Annotated in this window: 12 protein-coding genes; 8 read left to right on the top strand and 4 right to left on the bottom strand. The window is 36.2% G+C overall.

Features of this window, described 5'->3' with window-relative positions; genetic code table 11:
- Nucleotides 1-156 precede the first annotated feature (156 nt).
- The 8 genes from BC781_RS02570 to BC781_RS02605 all read left to right on the top strand — a co-directional run bounded on the left by BC781_RS02570 (nucleotide 157) and on the right by BC781_RS02605 (nucleotide 9,186).
- The gene (locus BC781_RS02570) at nucleotides 157-1,158 is read left to right on the top strand and encodes an energy transducer TonB (protein WP_109615682.1); all 1,002 of its coding nucleotides are present in this window, start codon (nucleotides 157-159) and stop codon (nucleotides 1,156-1,158) included.
- A gap of 151 nt (nucleotides 1,159-1,309) precedes the next feature.
- Nucleotides 1,310-2,164, top strand: a complete 855-nt coding sequence (locus BC781_RS02575; RefSeq protein ID WP_158281376.1) for a pirin family protein — start codon at nucleotides 1,310-1,312, stop codon at nucleotides 2,162-2,164.
- 36 nt (nucleotides 2,165-2,200) lie between these two features.
- Nucleotides 2,201-3,028, top strand: coding sequence for a pirin family protein (locus tag BC781_RS02580; protein ID WP_109615684.1), 828 nt, complete (start codon nucleotides 2,201-2,203; stop codon nucleotides 3,026-3,028).
- A gap of 8 nt (nucleotides 3,029-3,036) precedes the next feature.
- On the top strand, nucleotides 3,037-3,912 hold the full coding sequence (locus BC781_RS02585; RefSeq protein ID WP_109615685.1) for an AraC family transcriptional regulator: 876 nt from the start codon (nucleotides 3,037-3,039) through the stop codon (nucleotides 3,910-3,912).
- An 83-nt stretch (nucleotides 3,913-3,995) separates the two neighbouring features.
- The gene (locus BC781_RS02590) at nucleotides 3,996-4,970 is read left to right on the top strand and encodes an alpha/beta hydrolase (RefSeq protein ID WP_109615686.1); all 975 of its coding nucleotides are present in this window, start codon (nucleotides 3,996-3,998) and stop codon (nucleotides 4,968-4,970) included.
- Nucleotides 4,971-5,208: 238 nt separating this feature from the next.
- The gene (locus tag BC781_RS02595) at nucleotides 5,209-5,511 is read left to right on the top strand and encodes an RNA recognition motif domain-containing protein (RefSeq protein WP_109615687.1); all 303 of its coding nucleotides are present in this window, start codon (nucleotides 5,209-5,211) and stop codon (nucleotides 5,509-5,511) included.
- Nucleotides 5,512-5,794: 283 nt separating this feature from the next.
- A complete protein-coding gene (locus BC781_RS02600; RefSeq protein WP_109615688.1) occupies nucleotides 5,795-7,114 on the top strand; it encodes an LruC domain-containing protein in 1,320 nt (439 codons plus the stop codon).
- A 266-nt stretch (nucleotides 7,115-7,380) separates the two neighbouring features.
- Nucleotides 7,381-9,186 carry an LruC domain-containing protein gene (locus tag BC781_RS02605; protein WP_109615689.1) on the top strand — a complete coding sequence of 602 codons (1,806 nt, stop codon included), beginning with the start codon at nucleotides 7,381-7,383 and terminating at the stop codon, nucleotides 9,184-9,186.
- 304 nt (nucleotides 9,187-9,490) lie between these two features.
- Here BC781_RS02605 and BC781_RS02610 read toward each other — a convergent pair whose 3' ends face one another.
- The 4 genes from BC781_RS02610 to BC781_RS02625 all read right to left on the bottom strand — a co-directional run bounded on the left by BC781_RS02610 (nucleotide 9,491) and on the right by BC781_RS02625 (nucleotide 21,109).
- Nucleotides 9,491-11,044 (bottom strand): RagB/SusD family nutrient uptake outer membrane protein, encoded by a 1,554-nt coding sequence (locus tag BC781_RS02610; RefSeq protein ID WP_109615690.1) that lies wholly within the window; start codon nucleotides 11,042-11,044, stop codon nucleotides 9,491-9,493.
- A gap of 20 nt (nucleotides 11,045-11,064) precedes the next feature.
- Nucleotides 11,065-14,091 (bottom strand): SusC/RagA family TonB-linked outer membrane protein, encoded by a 3,027-nt coding sequence (locus BC781_RS02615; protein WP_158281377.1) that lies wholly within the window; start codon nucleotides 14,089-14,091, stop codon nucleotides 11,065-11,067.
- Between the two features lie 188 nt (nucleotides 14,092-14,279).
- Nucleotides 14,280-18,446: a two-component regulator propeller domain-containing protein gene (locus BC781_RS02620; RefSeq protein WP_158281378.1), complete on the bottom strand. Its 4,167-nt coding sequence runs from the start codon at nucleotides 18,444-18,446 to the stop codon at nucleotides 14,280-14,282.
- A gap of 320 nt (nucleotides 18,447-18,766) precedes the next feature.
- Complete coding sequence (locus tag BC781_RS02625; protein ID WP_109615693.1) at nucleotides 18,767-21,109, bottom strand: arylsulfatase; 2,343 nt, start codon at nucleotides 21,107-21,109, stop codon at nucleotides 18,767-18,769.
- Nucleotides 21,110-21,306 lie beyond the last annotated feature (197 nt).

Consider the following 21,306-nt stretch of genomic DNA (forward strand, 5'->3'; position numbering starts at 1 on the left):
ACAATGCACTTATTTTTCAATTTTTATTTTGATTAAATTCAAATAATCAGTAAATAATACTAGAAACACTTCGAAGCTGTTGTTTTTAATTCTGAAATAAATGCATTAATCAGAATTTTATTCATCAAATATTCAAACCTTAAATTCTAAAGTAATATGAATGTACCACAGGTTTATGAATTACTAAATTCGATCTGGATTCCATCTGTAGCAGCCTTTTTTACAAGTTCAATTGCCTTACTTGGAATCCGAAATGCAATCATTGACAAAACAAATGCGAAATATGCTTTAAAGAAAAGTTTAAAGTTTTTAGCCATGACGTTTTGTATTGTTTTAACTACGTATACGCTTAATACGGCACAAGAAAGTCTTACAGTTCTGAATACTGCTTTGCTATTTTTTGGTTTAATGGCATTTTTTATTGAGACGATGAAGTCTTTCTCGCAACTTAAAAAGGAAGAGCAAACAGAGAACAAAAAGAGCGTACTAATCAAAAAATATGCTTTTGCAGATTTGAGTAATTACCGTTTCTCAATTGCGAATATTGGGGTACTAATGAGTCTTTTTGTGGTACTTACAGCAATGGAATTCCCAACCTTTGAACCTGAAAAAGTTGTCATTTGGACTTTAGATGCACAGGCAGAGGATACACCTCTTCTACCTCCTACAGTTCCGATTGAACAACCCAAACCACCTAAAGTTGTTGTTCCTAAGCTAACTCCAGTTCCTGACGATAAGGCTATAGACGAAATTGATATAGAAATACCAGACTTCATTGAAGACCTATCTGTAGATGATTTCTCTGATGATGAATTTGTAGAACCAATCGAGGAATTCGTAGAACCTTTTGTCCTTATTGCAGAAAAGAGTGCTGTTCCAGAAATGGGAATGACAAATTATTTAAAATGGGTAGCCAAAAACATCGATTATCCTTCTCAAGCAAGACGAATGGGAGTAGAAGGAAAAGTCTATGTACAATTTATTGTAGAAAAAGATGGTAGCGTTTCTCAGATTCAAATTGCAAGAGGTATTGGCGGAGGTTGTGATGAAGAGGCGATTCGTGTCATCAAAAAAGCGCCGAAATGGACTCCAGCTTCTCAAAGAGGTCGATCTGTTCGTCAGCGATTAATCATCCCGATTAATTTTAAAATGAACTAATAAAATCTAGTTAGATATAATAAAGCCTGTAAATGTTAGTACATACATTTACAGGCTTTTTTTATCCTTTCCACTTTTTACCATCAGAGGTATTTTTTTCACCTTTATTGACCTCCTTATTCAACATAGCTTTGTAAAAATAATGAAAGCTATGAAAACGCTAAAAACAATTAAAAGTATAACTACACACTCAAAAATTGATGGAGTAGTTCCTGGAGTCAAAGGACAGAGAGCCTTTCCGACACATTCGCTTCGTAATACAGATCCATTCATTATGTTGGACCATATTGGTCCACAAAAGTTATCCAAGGATTACTTTATGGATGGACATGCACATCCGCATAGAGGTTTCGAAACCATAACATTTATGTTTGAAGGAGTGATGGAGCATATTGACTCACTGGGAAATTCTGCAACCTTAAAATCTGGCTCAGTCCAACGAATGAATGCTGGAAAAGGAATTATTCATGGTGGAGATATGAGTGTAGCAGATTCTCAAATATTTCATGAAATCCAACTTTGGGTAAATCTGCCTTCTTCTCAAAAACTCTCAGAACCCAATATTCATAATGTCCATGATCATCAGATTCCTGTAATTGAAAAAGGAAAAGTAAAAATCAGAATAGTCTCAGGGAAACAGCAAAACATTATAGGCCCCATCAAAACGGTTCATCCTATTAATGCCTTTCATATCATTTCAAATGAAGATAGAATACTTTCAATCTCTGATCTTCCAAGCACTCACAATACCTATTTATACCTCATGAAAGGTCAGATTTCCATCAATGACCAAATACTTGAAAGCTATAACACAATCAGCTTTAACAAGGATGGTGATCAAATAGAATTTGAAGTTAAAGAAGGCTCGGAACTTTTGATTTTATCTGGAGAACCAATCAATGAACCTGTAGCTATGGGAGGCCCTTTTGTGATGAACACCAATGAAGAAATTGAACAAGCCTATGCTGATTACAGAGATGGTAAATTCGGGAAAGTCACTGTCTAAAATAAATTAAATCTAAAACCTAAACTATTTATTAAAATGAAAGAATCTAGAAACTTAAAAAGAATTCAAGAAGCAAGAAATGGCATTCAACATATTGTAAACAGTGAAGTTAGAAACGAGCTGAAACCTATTGTTTTTTTTGATGCAGGAAAATTCAATAATACAGCAAATGGTTTCAAAATAGATAGTCATCCTCACTCTGGCATTGGAATCATCACTTATTTTCATGGAACAGACCTTCATCACTCAGATAGTGGTCATAATAAAGGAATTATTCATGACGGAGGTGTGCAATGGATAAGAGCAGGTGGTGGAGTTTGGCACGAAGAAGCCTACAGAAGAAAACATGATGCCCCACTTTTAGGAAGTTGGAGTGGTTCTATTCATCAACTTTGGGTTCAGCTTCCTCCTGAGTTTGAAGAAAGCGATGTAGCCTACGCTAACTTAAAAAAAGAAGATATTCCTACAGTAGCCAATGTAAAAGTAATTGCAGGTGAGTACCAAGGTACAACAGGTCTATTCGACATTCCTTTAAACCTTACGTATTTAGATGTTTATTTGAATGAAGGAGAAGAATGGTCATTCAAAACACCCAAAGGACAAACTACAGGTTTCATTTATACCCGAGAAGGAGAACTAGCCTTAGGGAGCGATCTTATTGCAAATTCATCGATGGGAATTTTAGAAAATAACGAAGGTCATATAAAAGTACAGGCGCTATCAAAAGAAAGTCATTTCATTCTTGTAACTGCAGAGCCTTCAAGTTTTCCAATACTCGCACAGGGTGGACAAATACATACCAATAGAGCTTCATTGGAACGAAGTTTAGTTAGAATTCAAGAATTAGGGCTAATTAATCATTAAATTGCATAATGACTCCGAATGAAGATATTGTTTTTTTCAAAGGGGAAGATACTGGAAAAGGTCTTCCCTTTGGTATTGTAAACTCTGATAATTTACTGAGTGGAACAGGTATTTTCACGCCTTCACTCAGAGATTTTCATGTTATTTTTTGGTTTAAAAAAGGCTCAGGAAAATACTACATCGACTTTAAAGAGTATGAACTAAAACCCAATACACTGATCTTAGTACCCAGAGATCAAGTACACTATTTTGCACCACTTAATCAGGAAGAATGTGAAATTGAGTCTATCGTATTTCATCCCGATTACTTGTACAGAAACGATAATGACATTCAGCATCTTTTCTACTTCACTGTTGCAGATCACATAGAGGGAAAACAAATTCTTACACTTGAAAAGGAAGAATGCGAACACCTCACAATATTAAGCACTCAGATGAAAGATGTGTACTACCATTGGGATAGAGAAAAAAGCGAACAAGCCTTTTATCATTGGCTATGCTTGTACCTTATTTATGTAGAAAGACTAGCTTCTGCCCAATTTGATACAGAAACCTTAGACGAGAATGCTAAACTACTTTTATCTTTCAATGAGCTTTTAGAAGCCAACTATAAAACAGAATACAAGGTGGAGTACTACATGGAAAAGCTCCAACTCAATGTAAAGTCTTTCGCTAAACTTACTAAAGAACGCTACAAACTTTCCCCTAAAGCAGTCATTGATCAAAGAAGAATATTAGAAATCAAAAGGCTATTGAAAGGAACAGACACCCCTGTTAAGACAATCGCCTATGAACTTGGTTTTGACGAACCTACAAACATGGTGAAATACTTTAAAAAGCACACAGGCCTTACCCCAGTCGCATTTAGAACAGATAAAGCTTAATAATACTTTTGCATTCTACGATAGTTTATATATTTGCTAAATCTTAGATTTCAATACTTTTTAATACGACTAACACTTTAAGGATGAAAAAAATAACTTACTTGGTGGCCATTCTATTGGGAATCGCTGTTCTTTTCTATCTGATGCTTCCAAGGTTTTTATATTCAATGGTAACAGAATTCGAGCCTTTTACCTTTGAAAAAGTATATTCAGACACCAGCCTAATTAGACATTTCGGCATCAAAAACCATAAGACACCAAAAGATTATGGCTATGAGAATTCGGAAGATATTACTTTTTATTCTTTACTAGACAGTCAGAAACTTAGTGCATGGTATGTCCCTGCCAAAAAAGAATCAGATAGTACTTTATTCTTTATTCATGGAAGAACATCCAACCGATTAAAAACCATGAAGTACTTAGAAATGATGCGTGAAACACAGTTAGATACCCTTTATAATGTATTCATTGCTGACTTTAGAAATTCTGGTGAATCTGCAAATCAAGACTTGACAATCCAAAAAACATATATGGGATATAAGTTTGCTGAAGATTTGGCAGGAGGTATTGAATATTTGAAGAAAGAAAAGGGACAGAAAAAATTCACACTTTACGGCTTTTCGATGGGTGCTATGACCATATTCACCTATATCGGACGTGAAGACCTCAAACATGACATTTCATCTATTGACAAGATCATTGTTGATAGTCCTTTATCAAATGTTCCAGCACTCATCCACGACCAATCTTCATCGATGCACGTGCCAGATGCCATATTTGATGAAGCCATCGATTTGGTCAATCACGACATCAATGGTTACTTCAATAAATTGACCATGGCTGATCAACTAAAAGACTTTGATAAGCCGATACTAGTTTTACAAAGTAAGACAGACCCTACTACCCCACTGAAATATACAGAATCCGAGTTGAAGAAAATGAAAGGAAAAAATATTCAAACTTGGATCGTAGAAGATGCAGGACACGTAAAGATGTATTCTAAACCAAAATACCACAAAGAGTACATTCAGCGTGTAAATACATTTTTAAGAAATTAATTGGAAAAAAATTCCGCTTAAGTATTCAAAATGAACCTCTTTCATCTACAATATGAAAGAGGTTTTTTTTCACTTTTTTCTCATAAAAGCGCTTGCATTTCTACATAATCCTTAATTAACGATCTGTTTACAGGAAAAAAACATAAAAACTAATCGTTTTAATTATATAAGTCATACATTAGCGTATGTTTATTCGTCAGCACCCATATTAGCTGACATTATAATTTTTATTTTCGTTATGAATATTTTTGTTGCCAGATTAAATTACGCCACTAAAGAAGAAGATTTACGAGCTACTTTCGAAGCTTTTGGAGAGGTGAGTTCTGCTAAAATCATCATGGACAGAGAAACAAACCGTTCTAAAGGTTTCGGTTTTGTGGAAATGGCTGACGATGAAGCTGGAGAAATTGCTATCCAGAATTTGAATGATACTGAGCTTGACGGAAGAACTATTGTTGTTAAGAAGGCTGAGCCAAGAGAAAACAACCGTAGCAACAACCGTTACAACCGTGAAAATTCTTGGAACAACGACAGATACTAATATCTGCTTGTTCATTTAGATATGACATCTCTTTCTACTGATAGAGATATTTGGGCGATTCCAATTTTTGGAATCGCCTTTTTATTTTTAATCGATCAAATAGCCCTTTTATCAACTATCAACGGATTTGAGTTTATCGAAATAGAAATACCATTCGTCGGATTATGAAAGCACTTAGTAGAAGTAGCCGAACGACTTCTTCTTGGTCAAGGTTCTGTTGGTGTAATTCAAGAAACAACAGTACGACAACCTAAGAACCAAGACTAAAACCTAACTATATTCGATGAGAAAATTAACTTATCTAGGCTTAATCTGTGCAACAACAACCTCACTCTTTTCTTGTACACAAGAAGAAAACATACCTACGCTTTCCAACCAGAATAATGTAACTACAATTACAGAAATGAAAGATGTTCAGGTTCCAGAACAATTTTCATGGTCAGCAAGTCTTCCATTAGATTTGAACATTCAATTTCAGAATATTGGAGAAACAAACTTCAACTTAGAGAATGAGCTTGTTCTTCTGATGGATATGGATGGAAACCATCTTACTCAAGCTTTCATAAAAGATAATACAGTTTCATTTTCAGGAAAATTACCTCATTCCCTAAATAAACTACAGGTATATTTCCCCAAAACTCAGAATATCCTTGAGGTTTATCCTAATGAAGGTGATGTATGGATGGAAGTAGCAGACCTTAGTACAAATGCCGTATTTGAAAATGAGTTTTTGTACATTGACGGTCTTAAGTACTTCGATTACCAAGCAAAAAGTAATGCTAGAGTACAAACAAGTGGAGACGCTGATAATGATGGCGTAGCAGATGAATTTGATTCATTTCCCAATGACCCCAACAAAGCCTTTAACGAAAGATATCCACTATCAGGTTATCACTCAACATTATTTGAAGACCTTTGGCCATACCAAGGAGATTATGATTTCAACGATGTTGTTGTTTCTACGATCATCAATACGATTAAAGATCCTCAAAATAATATAATCCAACTATCAGTAAGTATAGACATTGATGCTAACGGCGGAGACTTTAACTCAGATATCATGCTTCGTCTGCTAAAATCTGACAAGACATCATTCGGACAACAGATTATTTCAAGTGTAGGTGGTGCTGATGGTTTTGAGCCTGGTTTGCAGGAAGTATCAAGTAACCTCATAAAAGTGATTTCAAACAATCAAAACTTAGGTTACAAAAACAATGGAGATGGAGCGAATGGTGATATTGAAAATAAGAGTTTTTCAATCGTAATTGACCCTGCTTTAGAAATAAAGAGCATTGACCCTAATATATTTATCTGCCGCACTTTTGATCGTTCACATGAAATTCATGGCAGTGATTATCCAGCAACCGTTAGTTTCAATTCTGCTATGCTAAATACAGGAAATGACAATGGTAACTTTATGACATCTGATGGGTATCCATGGAGAATTGAAATTTTTTCAAGCACAAAATTCTACCACCCAAAAGAAGGGGTAAGTATTGTCAACGCATATCCTGACTTTGCGAATTGGGTACAAAACAATAAACAAAGTTATACGGACTGGATGGAAACACCTCAAATGAGTAAAGTATTTGTTCAGGAATAGAATCTATTCCATAGCTAATTAAGTCAGAAGCCCTTGTAATCGTGATTACAAGGGCTTTTTTTATACATCAAATTCAATTCTTAAGTCTCAAAAATGGATTTCCTACATGTGTAATTTTATCGAAATATCAGTACTGTTTATCGGGTAAAACTCCTGCTTAGTAGAAGTGCATGAACGTAGCTTTCAAAGACAGGGTTCTACTGATGAATTAAGAAACAATACGACTTACACAACCTACACTAGAACCTAATACCAACTAGAAACTAATGAGAATATTAACTTACCTAAGCTTTTTATGTGCTGCTTTATTTTCTTGTACGCAAGAAGAAAACGTTCCTACTCTTATTACACAACAGACTAATACAGGAACGATAAGCACAATGAACGAACTTCAAGTTCCTGATCAATTTTCTTGGTCTGCGAGCCTTCCTCTTGATCTAACCGTAGAATTTCAAAATATTGGTGAGACCAATTTCAACCTAGAAAATGAATTGGTACTGCTTTTAGATATGGAAGGAAATCAACTGACGCAAGCACTTATAAAAAACAATAGTGTTTCTTTTACTGGAAAACTTCCGCATACTTTAAGCAAGCTTCAAATCTACTTCCCAAAAACTCAAAATGTATTGGAAGTACTTCCTGATGAAGGTGATATTTTTATGGAGGTCGCAACTTTTAGTCCTTCAGATATTCTGGAAATAGACAATCAATATCCATTCATTAATGGATTGAAGTACTTGGCACTTGATGTAGAAAAAAACTCGAATAGCAATAAGAGAGTCCAATCAACGAACTTACTTCAAGATGGCACTTTAGATGGTAGCCTTACGGTACTACCCAATGATAACTGGTGGCCGCACTTCCTATTAAATGAAGGTGGATGGTATACATCATCAAGATCAAACTATCAAGCAATACACGGAACTGAAAGTAATAATCAATTTGCAGAGCCTCTTGAAACACACTTACTACTAGGTCAAACTATTGATATTTCGGCAGGTGGTGAATATGAACTTTCAGCTGATATCAAACATATGCATCTGTATTTTCACATCATGTATTATTCAGGCGCTGAAACTGTAGGAAGCAGTAATGTTATTTCTCAAGATCAAAGAACACATGCTAATGGTTCTCATCATTGGAAAAATAAATCATTTTCATTCACACCTCCTCAAGGGGCTACTAAAGCTACAATTTATATTTCGGGTTATGACCAAGGAAATGGCTCTGCTAAAATAGATAACATTACATTGACGGGCACAGTTTTAGACAGCGATAATGATGGAGTAAATGATGATATCGATATCTATCCGAATGATGCTACAAAAGCTTTCTTTGAGAGATATCCTGCAGAAGGTTATAGATCTGTTCTTTTTGAAGATTTATGGCCTTACCAAGGAGATTATGATTTTAATGATGTAGTGGTTTCCACAATAGTGAACACCATTAAAAATGCAGATAATAATATTGTACACCTATCAATTAGTATGGACATAGATGCAAATGGAGGAGACTTCAATTCAGATGTAATGATCCGACTTTTGAAAGCTGATAAAACTCCATTTGAACAACAAATTATAACGAGTGTAGGTGGAGCAAATGGCTATGAACCTGGTACGGAAGAAATTTCAAGTAACCTTATCAAGGTAATATCAAATAATCAGAAATTAGGTTATAAAAATAATGGAGATGGAGCAAATGGAGATGTTCAGAATAAAAGGTTTTCTATTGTTATTGATCCTGCATTGGAGATAAAAAACATTGATCCAGAAATCTTTATCTGTCGTACTTTTGATCGATCTCATGAAATTCATGGAGATGGATACCCTGTAACATCAAACTTTAATTCAGCAATGCAAAATACAGGACATGACGGTGGAAACTTTATGACTTCAGAAGGCTACCCTTGGAGACTTGAGATATTTTCAAGTACAAAGTTCGACCATCCTAAAGAAGGTGTGAGCATCATCAATGCCTATCCACAATTTGCCAATTGGGTACAAAACAACAAACAAAGTTATACGGATTGGATGGAGACTCCTTTAGAAAGTAAAGTCTTTGATATGGACTAAAATAGAACTTCAATCCTAAAGTCTCATTGTGAGATACCTTAGTCAATAGATTAAAAATAAAGAACCTTTTAGAAGATGATAACATCCTACAAAAGGTTCTTATTTGTTTGTCAGCTTTGTTATTTCAGAAAAATAGTTTGATAGTCAAAAGTAAATTTCCAACTAAAAAATTCGCAAATACCGATCAATCCCCTACTCAATTCAGAACTTTAATTCGATAACCGCTCATAATTATCTTGTTCTAAACAACTCACTTTTGACCTATCAATACTTATCTTTCTTCCTATTTATACAGATACTATTACTACCAGTTCGGATTCTGAGTAAGATTAGTAGCCGCCACTAACTCTGATTGAGGGATTGGCCATAAAGCATGTTTAGCCTGATATCCCAAATCACCTAACTCTCTTTCTGCTAACCCCCATCTCTTTAAGTCTACATATCTCTGTCCTTCAAAAGCAAGTTCAAGGAAACGCTCTTTTACAATGGCTTCAAACAAATCGTTGCCAGTTACTCCCATCAGAGGAGTCAATGAAACTCTTTCTCTTACTTTATTCAATTCAACCAAGGCTTGTGCATCATTCCCAGATTTATGGTAAGCCTCTGCCGCCATAAGTAATACATCAGAAAAGCGAAGCAATCTCCAGTTTGAACCATAGTTTAATGCCGTTTCTCCATTAGTACTGGTCTCATCTAAATAAGTACCAAACTTAGCTCTGAAGAAGCCTTCAAAATCATGGAATTCACTAAAATCAGGTGTTACAAGTTCATCCTCTGCTACTCCTGCATCTCTTTGTGCTTGCAAGTCTGAATCAATAAATTCTTGAGCGGTAATAATTACAGCAGATCGTCTTACTACATCACCTTCTGCTTCATAAGCATCGTAAAGTTTCGGACTTGGCAACAAGAATCCCCAGCCATCCAACATATCTAAATCAACAACAGCTCCAGCTCTTGGCCCCATCAATTGTGTATGGATATTAGATTGTGCTCTTTGTCCCCAAGGGAAATTCCCCCAGTTATACGCTTGAGAATTAGAATATGAACCCTCAAGAATTGACTCTACTCCAAACTCGCCTTCTGTACTAAAAACAGTTGCATAATCCATCTCCAACTGATATTCTCCAGAAGAAATTACAGAAGCAAATGTACTTGCTGCCTCGCTATATTTCTCTTGGAAAAGGTAAGCCTTTCCTAGTAAAGTTTGTGCTGTTCCTTTAGAAATACGGAATTGATCAGCAGAAGAATACTCACTTTTTAGAGGCAAATCCGCAATTGCTTCCGTTAAATCTTTTTCAATTTGTTGATAAACTTCAGCCGCGGGTGTTCTTGCTTGGTTATACTCAGAAACGATAAGTTCCTCAAGCACCAAAGGAACATCTCCCCAAAGAGAAACCAATTCCATGTAATAATATGCTCTCAAAGCTTTTGCTTCTGCAATAAGTCTTTTACGGAAATCACTTTCTGGATCAATGTTATTGATCGCAAGGTTTGCTCTGTAAATTCCAAAGTAATTTACCCCCCAAGTAGCCAAAACCTTATCGTTGGAAGCATCAAAAGCATAATCATCTAAGGTTTGATAACCTGGTTGGTCACCTGCACCACCACCACCACACTGACCTTCATCAGATGGTAATATCTTTGAAAGAATTGGGCTACCCCAACCCCATTGATTATGGTGCCAGATTAACATATCATAGGCTACGGTCACAGACATTTCAGCATGATCATCATTCTGAAAGAAATTTTCACTTGCTACTCCACCATTCAACGGTGTCTCTAAATAATCTTCACAAGAGGTTAACGTCCCCATAGAAAGACCACAAGTAAAAAGTATTGGGATTATATATTTTTTCATGATTCTTTTCGATTAAAAAATTAAAACTTCACAGATAAACCTGTCATCATCAATCTTGGTGTTGGGTAAACCCCTCTATCAATTCCTAAACTTTTATCATCGTTACTTCCACCAATTTCAGGGTCAAAGCCTTTGTAAGAAGAGAAGGTGAAGAAGTTATCCAATGACACATAGAATCTTGCACTACCCAATTTCAATTTGTCTAATGCAGCGCTTGGTAAATTATACCCCAATTGTAGCTGTCTGATTTTTACGAATGAAGCATCTTGTACCATAAAGTCTGATGATAGCGCCTTTTCATCGAAATTAGCTCCAAACCAATCATTTGTCGCATTCGATTCTGTCCATCTATCTTCATAGAAGAAGCTCGGATAATTCGCTCCATTTACATCCGTTCTAGCATAGCCGATCAATACATCATTCCCAAATGAACCCTGAGCAAAAACTTGAAGGTCAAAGTTTTTATATTCTACTTTTGCATTCAATCCCAAATAAAGGTCTGCATGAGGACTTCCAATTTCTGTAAAATCACCCGAGTTAATCTGGCCATCTCCGTTTACATCAACAATAATCGGATCACCTTTTTTAGCAGGATAAGAACCTGCATCTATTGTAGCATGGTATTCATCTATTTGTTCTTGACTTTGGAAGATTCCATTGGTTTTATAACCTCTAAAGTACCATAACGGATAACCTTCTTCCATAGCTGTTGCACCATTCCAATGTCCTCCAATATTTGTCCCTTCTTCTCTTAGTTTATTTGGGTCGATCTCGGTCACTACATTTTCAATTCTTGTCATATTTGCCGAGATGCTGTACTTCACAGGTCCAGTATTTTTGTCATAAGTAATTCCTAATTCAAAACCTGTATTTTTAACTGTACCCGAGTTTACAATTGGAGGGAAATTACCTACAAAGCTCGGAGGAGTACCAGGATTCAAAAGGTCTTTTGTTTGCTTATCGAAATAATCTGCTGTTACAGTCAATCGGTCATCCAAGAAGCCCAAGTCCATACCAATGTTCAATTGTTCAGAAGTTTCCCAAGTCAATTCAGGATTAGAAAGACGTAGTGGCTCTGCACCAATGACAACTTCTCCATCTGCGTTTGTATACTGGAATGTAGGACTTACTAAACCAATGGAAGCTCCAGGATAAAGATTTGACAAACTACCATTTCGTCCCCAAGAAGCTCTCAACTTTGCAAAAGCAATCGCTGGTACATCAAAGAATTCTTCATTTGAGATTACCCATCCCCCAGATACTGACGGGAAAAATCCCCATCTTTTACCTTCAGCTAATAATGAAGAGCCATCTGTTCTTGCGGTGATCCCCAATAAATACCTCTGCTTATAATTATACTGAAAACGTCCGTAGTAAGACATCAATTTCACCAATTCCTCATTACCGAAAGCTCTTGTATTTTCTTGACCATTCGGAATAGAACTTAAGTATGATAACTCATCGGTTTCACCAAAAAGAGGCCCACCTTCACCTGCTACAAAGGTTGTTTTTTGAGAAAGTACTGAGCTACCCAATATCACACTGATATCATGGTCTCCAAATTGTTTGTCATAGCTCAACCAATTTTCCCACTGCGAACTTACAAACTTACTCATTGAACTTCTTGAATTGGCTTGACCGTTCGTGGCTGTAGTGGTATAAAAATATGTTCTTTGCCAGCTATGTGTCGAATTGTTAGACATAGCCATACCCATTCTTGAATTCAACTTCAACCCGTCCATCAAGTCTGCTGAACCAAGGAATGAACCATAGAATAAGCCTGTTTCACTTGTATTCTTGTCGGCATTTAACAATCCGATTGGGTTACCAATCTCTTGAGTTGTAAAGGTGGAAACACCATAATACTGTCCATTTGTAGCTTGCTGATAAGGAAGGTCTGTTCCAAACTTGGTAGTTACATAAGTTGGTAAACCATTTGAAAATGTAACAGGTGTTGCTGGATCAAACATCATTGCCGTTTGAACGATACCACCATAAGAATCATTTTCTAGAATGTTGTTTCTTTTAAAACTTGCATAAGATGCTTGATGCGAGAAATTCAACCAATCTTTTACTTGATGAGAACCGTTCAATCTGATTGAGAAACGATCAAACTTGGATAAGTCACCTCCAATCACACCATCTTGCGTAAAGAAATTACCCGATACAAAGAATGTTGATTTTTCATTTCCTCCACTGATCGTTAAAGCATGTCTTTGTTGTGGTGCAGTTTGGAAAAGTTCGTCTAACCAATTTGTTTCAGCCAGAGGATCATGATCTCTAGTCAAACCTCTCTCTCCCCAATACTCTTCAAATTGATTCAGATTCATCAAATCAATACGAGTGTCTACACTTTGTACCCCATACTGCAAATCATACGTAATACGGGTTTCTCCTGCTTTTCCTTCTTTAGTTGTTACATAAACAACACCATTTGCTCCTTCTGCTCCATAAATAGCTGTAGAAGCTGCATCTTTTAATACTTGCATTGAACCGATTTCAAGAGGGTCTAAGAAATCGATATTGGGTACACGCATACCATCTACAATGTAAAGTGGATCAGAATTTCCGTTTGAACCAGTACCCCTAACTCTCACTTTTATTCCTGCTCCTGGTGAACCGCCCGAAGGCACAACGTTTACACCTGCAATACGTCCAGTCAGTGAATTTTGAACAGAACCGGCAGAGTAACTCTCCAAGTCGGCAGTTTTTACACTAGAAACAGAGGTTGTCATCAAAGCCTTGTTCTGCTTACCGTATCCGACCACAACCACTTCCTCCAACTGACTTACGTCTTCGTCTAAGGTCAGATTAAAGTTTGTTTGATTACCTACTTCAACTTCCAATGTTTTGTATCCCACTGCTGAGATTTGCAATACTGGAAGTGTAACATCTTGTGGAAGAGCTAGTTTAAAAACTCCATCAATAGACGTTGTAGTACCTACGCTGGAACCTACAATCAAGATATTAACACCTGGCAATGTAATCCCAGCATTATCCTTGATCGTTCCTGTAATCATGCGTTCTTGTGCTGATACTGTTGTCACAGTTAGTATACTGATGATGCACAGTAATGAGTAAAAGGTTAGCACACCTTTTTGTAATTGGGAAAAATTCATATTCAGTTAGATTAATCAAAAAATGTGTTCTTTCAACACTTCCAAACTTCCAGAAAATGAATCAATCTATACTTCGGTAAATGTTCCAAAGCTGTATGGAACATGTTCCATAAGTGTTACACGGACGTTTTAAGCTGTTTTTTATCCAAACTTTCTAAATATTCTGAAGGGTTTACACCGAATTGTTTCTTGAAACAATCTCTGAAATACTGTAAATCATTAAAACCTACTTGGTAAGTTACTTCAGCAATTGTCATTTGATTTTGTTCCAACAACTGAGCGGCTCTCTTCATACGAATAGAACGGATAAATTCATTTGCAGACTGACCGACTAAACCTTTCAATTTTCGGTAAAGTTGAGTTCGACTCAAACCCGATTCTTTGCAAAGGTCGTTTACACTAAAATCAGAATTGGCTATATTTTCTTCTACACATGCCAAAATCTTTTTTAGAAACTGCTCATCCCTAGAAACTAGCTGGACTATTTTCGGACTAAGCTCTTCAGAAGAACCTTGCATTAGTTTTTCACGAATGAGTTTACGTGTATTGAGCAAGTTCTGAATTCTTAATTCTAGTAATTGGGGGTTAAATGGTTTTGTGATGTAATAGTCTGCACCTAATTCCAAACCTTGAATTTCACTTTCTTGGCTTGCTTTTGCAGTAAGCATAATCATAGGAATATGAGATGTCTTTTCATCCGATTTAATTGCTTTACCCAATTCATAACCATTCATTTCAGGCATCATGATATCGGTAATAATCAAATCTGGAAAATGCATCTGAGCTAGTTTGAGAGCTTCTACCCCATTTTCTGCTTCTAAAATTTTATAAGAAGTACTCAAATAGTTTTTGATAAAACTTCTCAAATCTTCGTTATCCTCTGCAATCAGAATTGTCTTACTTGATTTGTTCGCGACAGCTGGAACCTTCCTTTTTTCTTTCTGCTTGGTATCTAGTGCATTATTTTTTGTCGGCGAATAAGAAAAGCTGTCTTTATCTACACTCAAACGTTCATCTATTTCATCAGATGTAAAATGAGCATCTCCTTTTCTCAGAGAAATCGTGAATTGCGTACCTTCATTCAAAGTGCTTTCAACCAATATTTTACCGCCATGTAACTCTACCAACTCTTTAGTAAGTGCCAAACCAATACCCGTTCCTTGGTATTTCTTGTCATTCACTTGGTAAAAACGATTGAAAACATATTGAAGATGTTCTTCTGCAATCCCTACTCCTGTGTCTTTGACAATAATTTCTACAGAATCTTCTGTATCTGTAATTCTAAATAAAATCTGCCCATACTCTGGTGTGTACTTGAAAGCATTTGACAGTAAATTGGTGACAACCTTCTCTATTTTTTCCTTCTCAAAAAATACGTTTAATGTCTTTGTCTCAAATTCACATTTGAAATCAATACATTTTCTTTCCGCATAAGATGTAAAAGAGTATGCAATTGGTTTCAGGAAGCTGATAATATTGTGTTCGCCAACCTGCAACTTCATATTTCCAGACTCCAACTTAGATAGTTCCAATAACTCATTAATCAAATGGAGCAGACGTTCAGCATTTTTGAGCATGATCTGATACAGGTTATCCACATCTCCTTGATAGTTATTCGATAATAATGCTTTGATTGGATCGATAATCAGCGTAAGAGGCGTTCTGAACTCGTGAGAAATATTTGCGAAAAACCTAGATTTGATCTCATCCATTTCATGGAGCTTTTCCAACTCAAAATGCTCGATTTCTAACCTATTCTTCAATCTTTCCCTTGCCAAGGTAGTTCGTCTTACCATAAATAAGGCAAATAAAAACAGTCCAAAATAACAGAAATAAGCCAAGTTGGTTTCCCACCAAGGTTTGTCAATAAACACATAAATCAGTGAACCTTCTTCATTCCAAACCCCATCATTGTTTGCACCTTTTACTCTAAATTCATATTCGCCAGGAGGTACATTCGTATAATTAATTCTATCATTTGGTTGTACATGTATCCACTCTGTATTATAAGGATACAACATGTAGGCATACTGATTTTGCGAAGGTTGAGAATAGTTTAGAACTGAAAAATCAAATTCAAAATCATTCTGATTATGATCTAATACAATACGACTTTCAGGATAGATATCTGATAATAAACGTCCATTTTTGAAATTCAAATCTGCATTATCGGATACCGAAAAACCTGTAAGCAGTACTTCAGGAATTTCTTTATTTCTATTAATATCTTTAGGGTAAAAACGGTTAAAGCCATTGATTCCACCAAAAAACAGCTCTCCATCTGGACTTACAAAGCTTGCATTCTTAACATATTCGGCATCCTGCACCCCGTCTTCTGTATCGAAAACTTCAATCTTACCATTTGGATGGATAAGGTTAAGTCCTTGACTGGTTGTCACCCATGTTCCTCCATCATGGTCACTTTCAATTCCCAAAATCACATTTCCTGTCAAGCCCGTTTTCGATGTGATATAGCTGAATGTTTCTGTCTTTCTATCAAGAATATTGATTCCGCCACCAAACGTACCAATCCATAGATCGCCATTTCTGTCTTCGTGAATCGTAGTTACGGTGTTATGATTCATGCTCAACGAGTCAGCAACTCGGTATTCATAGTTTGTTTTCTCAATGATCTTATAATTCTCATCGAGAATAAGTTTATCCAAACCCGAGCCTTCCGTTCCGAGCCAAATCACACCATCATCGGTCTGATGAATAACTCTATTTTTTGAAGAGCTAATAGCTAAAGCATCAGTGTCTGAGACTTCTAATGTTCTAAAGGATTCTGTCTTTTTATCAAAAATACCTACTCCACCTCTAAACATGGATACCCAAATATTTTCATTCTGGTCTTCCATCAAGAAGTATGCATAATCATCTTTCTTAGATTCATCTTTAAAGCCATTCAGCGGATAATGTATAAAAGCATCTTTTCCTTTAATTTTTTTACTCAAACCTCCCTGCCAAGTAGCTATCCATAAGTCTCCTTCTTTATCAATCAATAAGTTTAAAACGGCATCACTTACCAAGCTTAAAGCTCTTTTTTTGTCATGCTTAAAGTAGGTGTATGCTCCTGTTTTCTCATTGTAATAATTCAGTCCGCCACCATCTGTTCCTATCCACAAATTCCCTTTTTCATCTTGCGCAAAAGAGCTAATAGTATTGTAGCTCAATGTGTTTTTAATATCTTTCTTTCTAAAGATATGCTTGAATTTACGTTGATAGCGATCATACTTATTGACCCCATTATTAAATGTCCCGACCCAAAGTGTATTGGATTTATCTACAAATAATGACCAAATAGAATTACTTGCTAAGCGGTCATTATCTCCTTTATCACTCGTAAAAACACGAAGGTTCTTCGTCTTCTGATCATAGAGATACAGTCCACCATTTTCAGTACCTATCCATACATGATCAAGCTCGTCTTCTACTACAGAAAGGATGGTATAAGATTGCAATTCTTGCAAAAGACCTTTTTGAACACAATCTATTTCTTTAATGATCACATCAGTGAGACCTTCTCCTATGCTTAAATGATAGAGTCCTTTTTCTGAGCCTATCCACAATCCTGTTTTGCTTTTTCCCAATGAAAAAATAAAATCATTACTCAACAGCCCATTTGACCTACTTAGAGAAAGAAAACTATTGTCTTTCGGATTAAATAAGTTCAAACCACCACCGAGGGTAGCCACCCAAAGATTCCCTAAATGATCTTCCTCTATATCCATGATATGATTATGAGAAATTGATTTAGGTTCGTGTTCATCATGAAGGTAATGTTTGAAGCTTTGGCTTTGAGCACTATAAAGATTTAGCCCTTTATTTTCTGTCCCTACCCATAGTTGATGATTCTTGTCTATGAATACGGTACTTGTATTTTTTTCTGAAAGTGAATTTGGGTTATTAGCATCATGGTTGAAGTTTATGAAAATATCTTTTTTTGTATCAAAGTAATCTAACCCTTCTGCTTCGGCTGCTATCCAAAAATTCCCTAGAGAATCCATCACCATGCTACGTACGTTGTTACTGGAAATGGAATGTACATTTTCGGGAGCATGGATATAGCTATAAAATTGCTTACCATCATATTTATTCAGTCCATACCTTGTGCCGAACCACATAAATCCATCTTGATCACGAAGAATTGTAGAGACCGTTTTTTGGGATAAACCTTTATGAATATGAGTAAAAGAAATATTGTCTTGAGAAAATACCTTTAAGGACAAAGGCATCATTAGGATAAGTGAAAGAATAATCCTCAGATGTAAAAAATACTTCATATTCATAAGTTATTAAAAAATGTAACAAAAACACTTTTATGTGTGATTTTATACCACTTAAAACTGAATTAAATTCTATTACATGAGATAAACCATCAGTATAAAAGTCAACAAAACTATACTATATGAGCTAAATGCAACAAGGGTATTTGATTCATTTATACTTGATACATGTTTCCTTCCCTTCGCAATACATTTTCTTGAAAATAGAAAAAATCCATTCTTAAACACATTCCAAAAGGAAAGCAAAGAATGGACTTTTTATGATTACACAAAAGGAGGTTTTAAAGCTCCTTAGGAAAATGAAACAATTATGTAGACTATTTTACACTATATTCTTCTATCAAATCTATTGTTACTCGCTTAAGTAAACCTGTATACTTACTATCCTTTACTTTATAAAGATCGCAAACAGAAGTACCTGTATCATGCCCTACGTCTAACGTTTCATCCAAAGAGTATATATTTGGAATTGTCCTTCCGATTCTTCCCTCACCTACAATTTTTCCATCTACCATCAGCTGAATTGTTGCAGGAGTGTATGGCTTCATCTCATCCATAATCACTTTTGCTTGCATTTCTTTTGCTCCTGCAGATACTTTCGTTTTCGACTTAATAATATAAGGCTTAGTAGTATCATTATATACATACACCAAATAACCCGATTTGTCTACGAATAAGCTAAACCCAGCAAATCGGCCACCTTGTGTGATGAGTACACCTTTATCACCACGTTTATACCCTTCATCTAATTTTGCTGTAAACTGATGTGAAATAAACTTAATAAAAGGTGTTCCACCTTCAGGAATACGTAGTCCATTCGGGTATTTAAATGTTGTTCTTCCAGATGCCAACGAAGGACGATTAGTAGATCTAAGACGTTCTGCACGACGGTCATCTATTGGTAGAGCTTTATTTTTGGCAGCTTCTGCAAAGAACATATGTTTCATATATTCCAATTTCTTTGGCATTTCTGCGGCTAAATTATGTGCTTGAGAAAAATCTTCCTCCAAGTTATAAAGCTCCCATTCCATATCCATCAAGTCGATCTTCGTAGAGGCAGCTTCCCAAGGTTCAACTCTCATTGCACCTGCCCACCATCCATCGTGATAGATTCCTAAGTTTCCTAAGATTTCGAAGTACTGTGTTGTGTGCTTCTCTTCTGCATGTTCATCTTCAAATGAAGAGACAAAAGATGTTCCATCAAAAGGATCTTGATCTACTCCATCAATTGATTTTGGCATTTCCAGTCCAGCTATCTCCAAGATTGTAGGAGCGATATCAGTTACGTGTGTAAACTGCGAACGGATTCCTCCTTTTTCTTTAATCCCATTAGGGTATGAAATAGCCATTGCATTTCTTACACCTCCCAAGTGCGAACTTACTTGTTTTGTCCATTGGTAAGGTGAGTTTACCGCCCAAGCCCAAGCCGCAGGCATATGGTTGAAGTACAACTCAGAACCTAAAGTACCACTTTTTACAGCTGCTACTTTATCTTCCCAAGGTTCTTCAATACCATTGAATAGAGCCATTTCATTCAATAGCCCATCCATTCCACCTTCTGCCGATGCACCATTATCACCCGCCATGTAAATGAATACCGTATTATCTAGTTTACCCATTTCCTCCACAGCATCATACACTCGATTAATCTGGTCATCGGTGTGTTCTGTAAATCCAGCAAATACCTCCATCATATTTGCAAAAACCATTCTTTGCTCATCTGTCAGACTATCCCAAGCTGGCAAGTTTGCAGGACGAGGCGTTAATTCTGCATTTTCAGGAATGATGCCTTTTACTTTCATATTTGCGAAAGCTTTCTCACGAAATACATCCCATCCTTCATCAAATTGTCCTTTGTATTTCTCTATATATTCTTTCGGTGCTTGGTGAGGTGCATGAACTGCTCCTGGTGAGAAATAAAGCAAGAAAGGTTTATCTGGCGCTAAAGCATCAACTGACTCTATATAACTAATTGCCTTATCTGCCATATCGTGTGTGAGGTGATACGGCGAGCCATCTGCATTTGTAGAAGGTGCTTCTATTCTAGTCCTATTTTCTACTAAAGCTGGATGAAACTGATCTGTATCTCCCCCTAAAAATCCGTAGAAATAATCAAAGCCAAGCTCATTTGGCCATCTGTTGAAAGGCCCTGTTATTGTAGCTTCCCATGCAGGAACATTATGGTTTTTACCAAACCAAGAAGTAGAGTATCCTGCATCTTGCATAACCTTTGCAAAAGAAGCGGTTTCATCTGGTAACATAGAAGTATATCCTTCATTACCATTCCCCAACTCCATAATAACACCCGTTTCAGCATGATGATGATTTCGACCTGTCAACAAAGCTGCACGTGTAGGAGAACTGAGTGCCGTAGTATGGAAACGATTATAAAGGAGTCCATCTTCTGCAATTCGGTCAAATGCGGGGGTTTTAATTTGACCACCAGTAGCTCCCATTTGGGCAAAACCAACGTCATCCGTAAGAATTACGACAATATTTGGGTTTCCAGCTATTCCATTAGTTTGATAATTTAACTCTTTAGGTTTAGAGTCTTCAGAATCATGTACAGACAAACCTTTTACAGGTTCTTGAGCCAATGCTGGTGTTGCTAATAAAGCACACGGCAACCATGTACTCATCCATTTACTATTCAAGTTCATTTGATAGTGGGTTAAGATTAGTGTTTTACAAAAGCAGTCAAAAGCTTTTGTTTTTATTACAGTTGCAAAGTAGCAACATACCCCATGAACTTTAATTATAAATAAAGAGATTGTATTTATAAATTTCGGTCATAATATTGGGGTGTAAATCTGACAAGATTAGTCTAATGACCTATTCCATAACCGTAATATATTTC

It is taken from the genome of Sediminitomix flava (assembly GCF_003149185.1).
In the GTDB taxonomy this organism is placed as follows: Bacteria; Bacteroidota; Bacteroidia; order Cytophagales; family Flammeovirgaceae; genus Sediminitomix; species Sediminitomix flava.

Excerpts from the sequence above, each read along its gene's own strand:
- BC781_RS02570 (WP_109615682.1), top strand. The coding sequence starts at position 157 with ATGAATGTACCACAGGTTTATGAATTACTAAATTCGATCTGGATTCCA.
- BC781_RS02575 (WP_158281376.1), top strand. The coding sequence starts at position 1,310 with ATGAAAACGCTAAAAACAATTAAAAGTATAACTACACACTCAAAAATT.
- BC781_RS02580 (WP_109615684.1), top strand. The coding sequence starts at position 2,201 with ATGAAAGAATCTAGAAACTTAAAAAGAATTCAAGAAGCAAGAAATGGC.
- BC781_RS02585 (WP_109615685.1), top strand. The coding sequence starts at position 3,037 with ATGACTCCGAATGAAGATATTGTTTTTTTCAAAGGGGAAGATACTGGA.
- BC781_RS02590 (WP_109615686.1), top strand. The coding sequence starts at position 3,996 with ATGAAAAAAATAACTTACTTGGTGGCCATTCTATTGGGAATCGCTGTT.
- BC781_RS02595 (WP_109615687.1), top strand. The coding sequence starts at position 5,209 with ATGAATATTTTTGTTGCCAGATTAAATTACGCCACTAAAGAAGAAGAT.
- BC781_RS02600 (WP_109615688.1), top strand. The coding sequence starts at position 5,795 with ATGAGAAAATTAACTTATCTAGGCTTAATCTGTGCAACAACAACCTCA.
- BC781_RS02605 (WP_109615689.1), top strand. The coding sequence starts at position 7,381 with ATGAGAATATTAACTTACCTAAGCTTTTTATGTGCTGCTTTATTTTCT.
- BC781_RS02610 (WP_109615690.1), bottom strand. The coding sequence starts at position 11,044 with ATGAAAAAATATATAATCCCAATACTTTTTACTTGTGGTCTTTCTATG.
- BC781_RS02620 (WP_158281378.1), bottom strand. The coding sequence starts at position 18,446 with ATGAAGTATTTTTTACATCTGAGGATTATTCTTTCACTTATCCTAATG.
- BC781_RS02625 (WP_109615693.1), bottom strand. The coding sequence starts at position 21,109 with ATGAACTTGAATAGTAAATGGATGAGTACATGGTTGCCGTGTGCTTTA.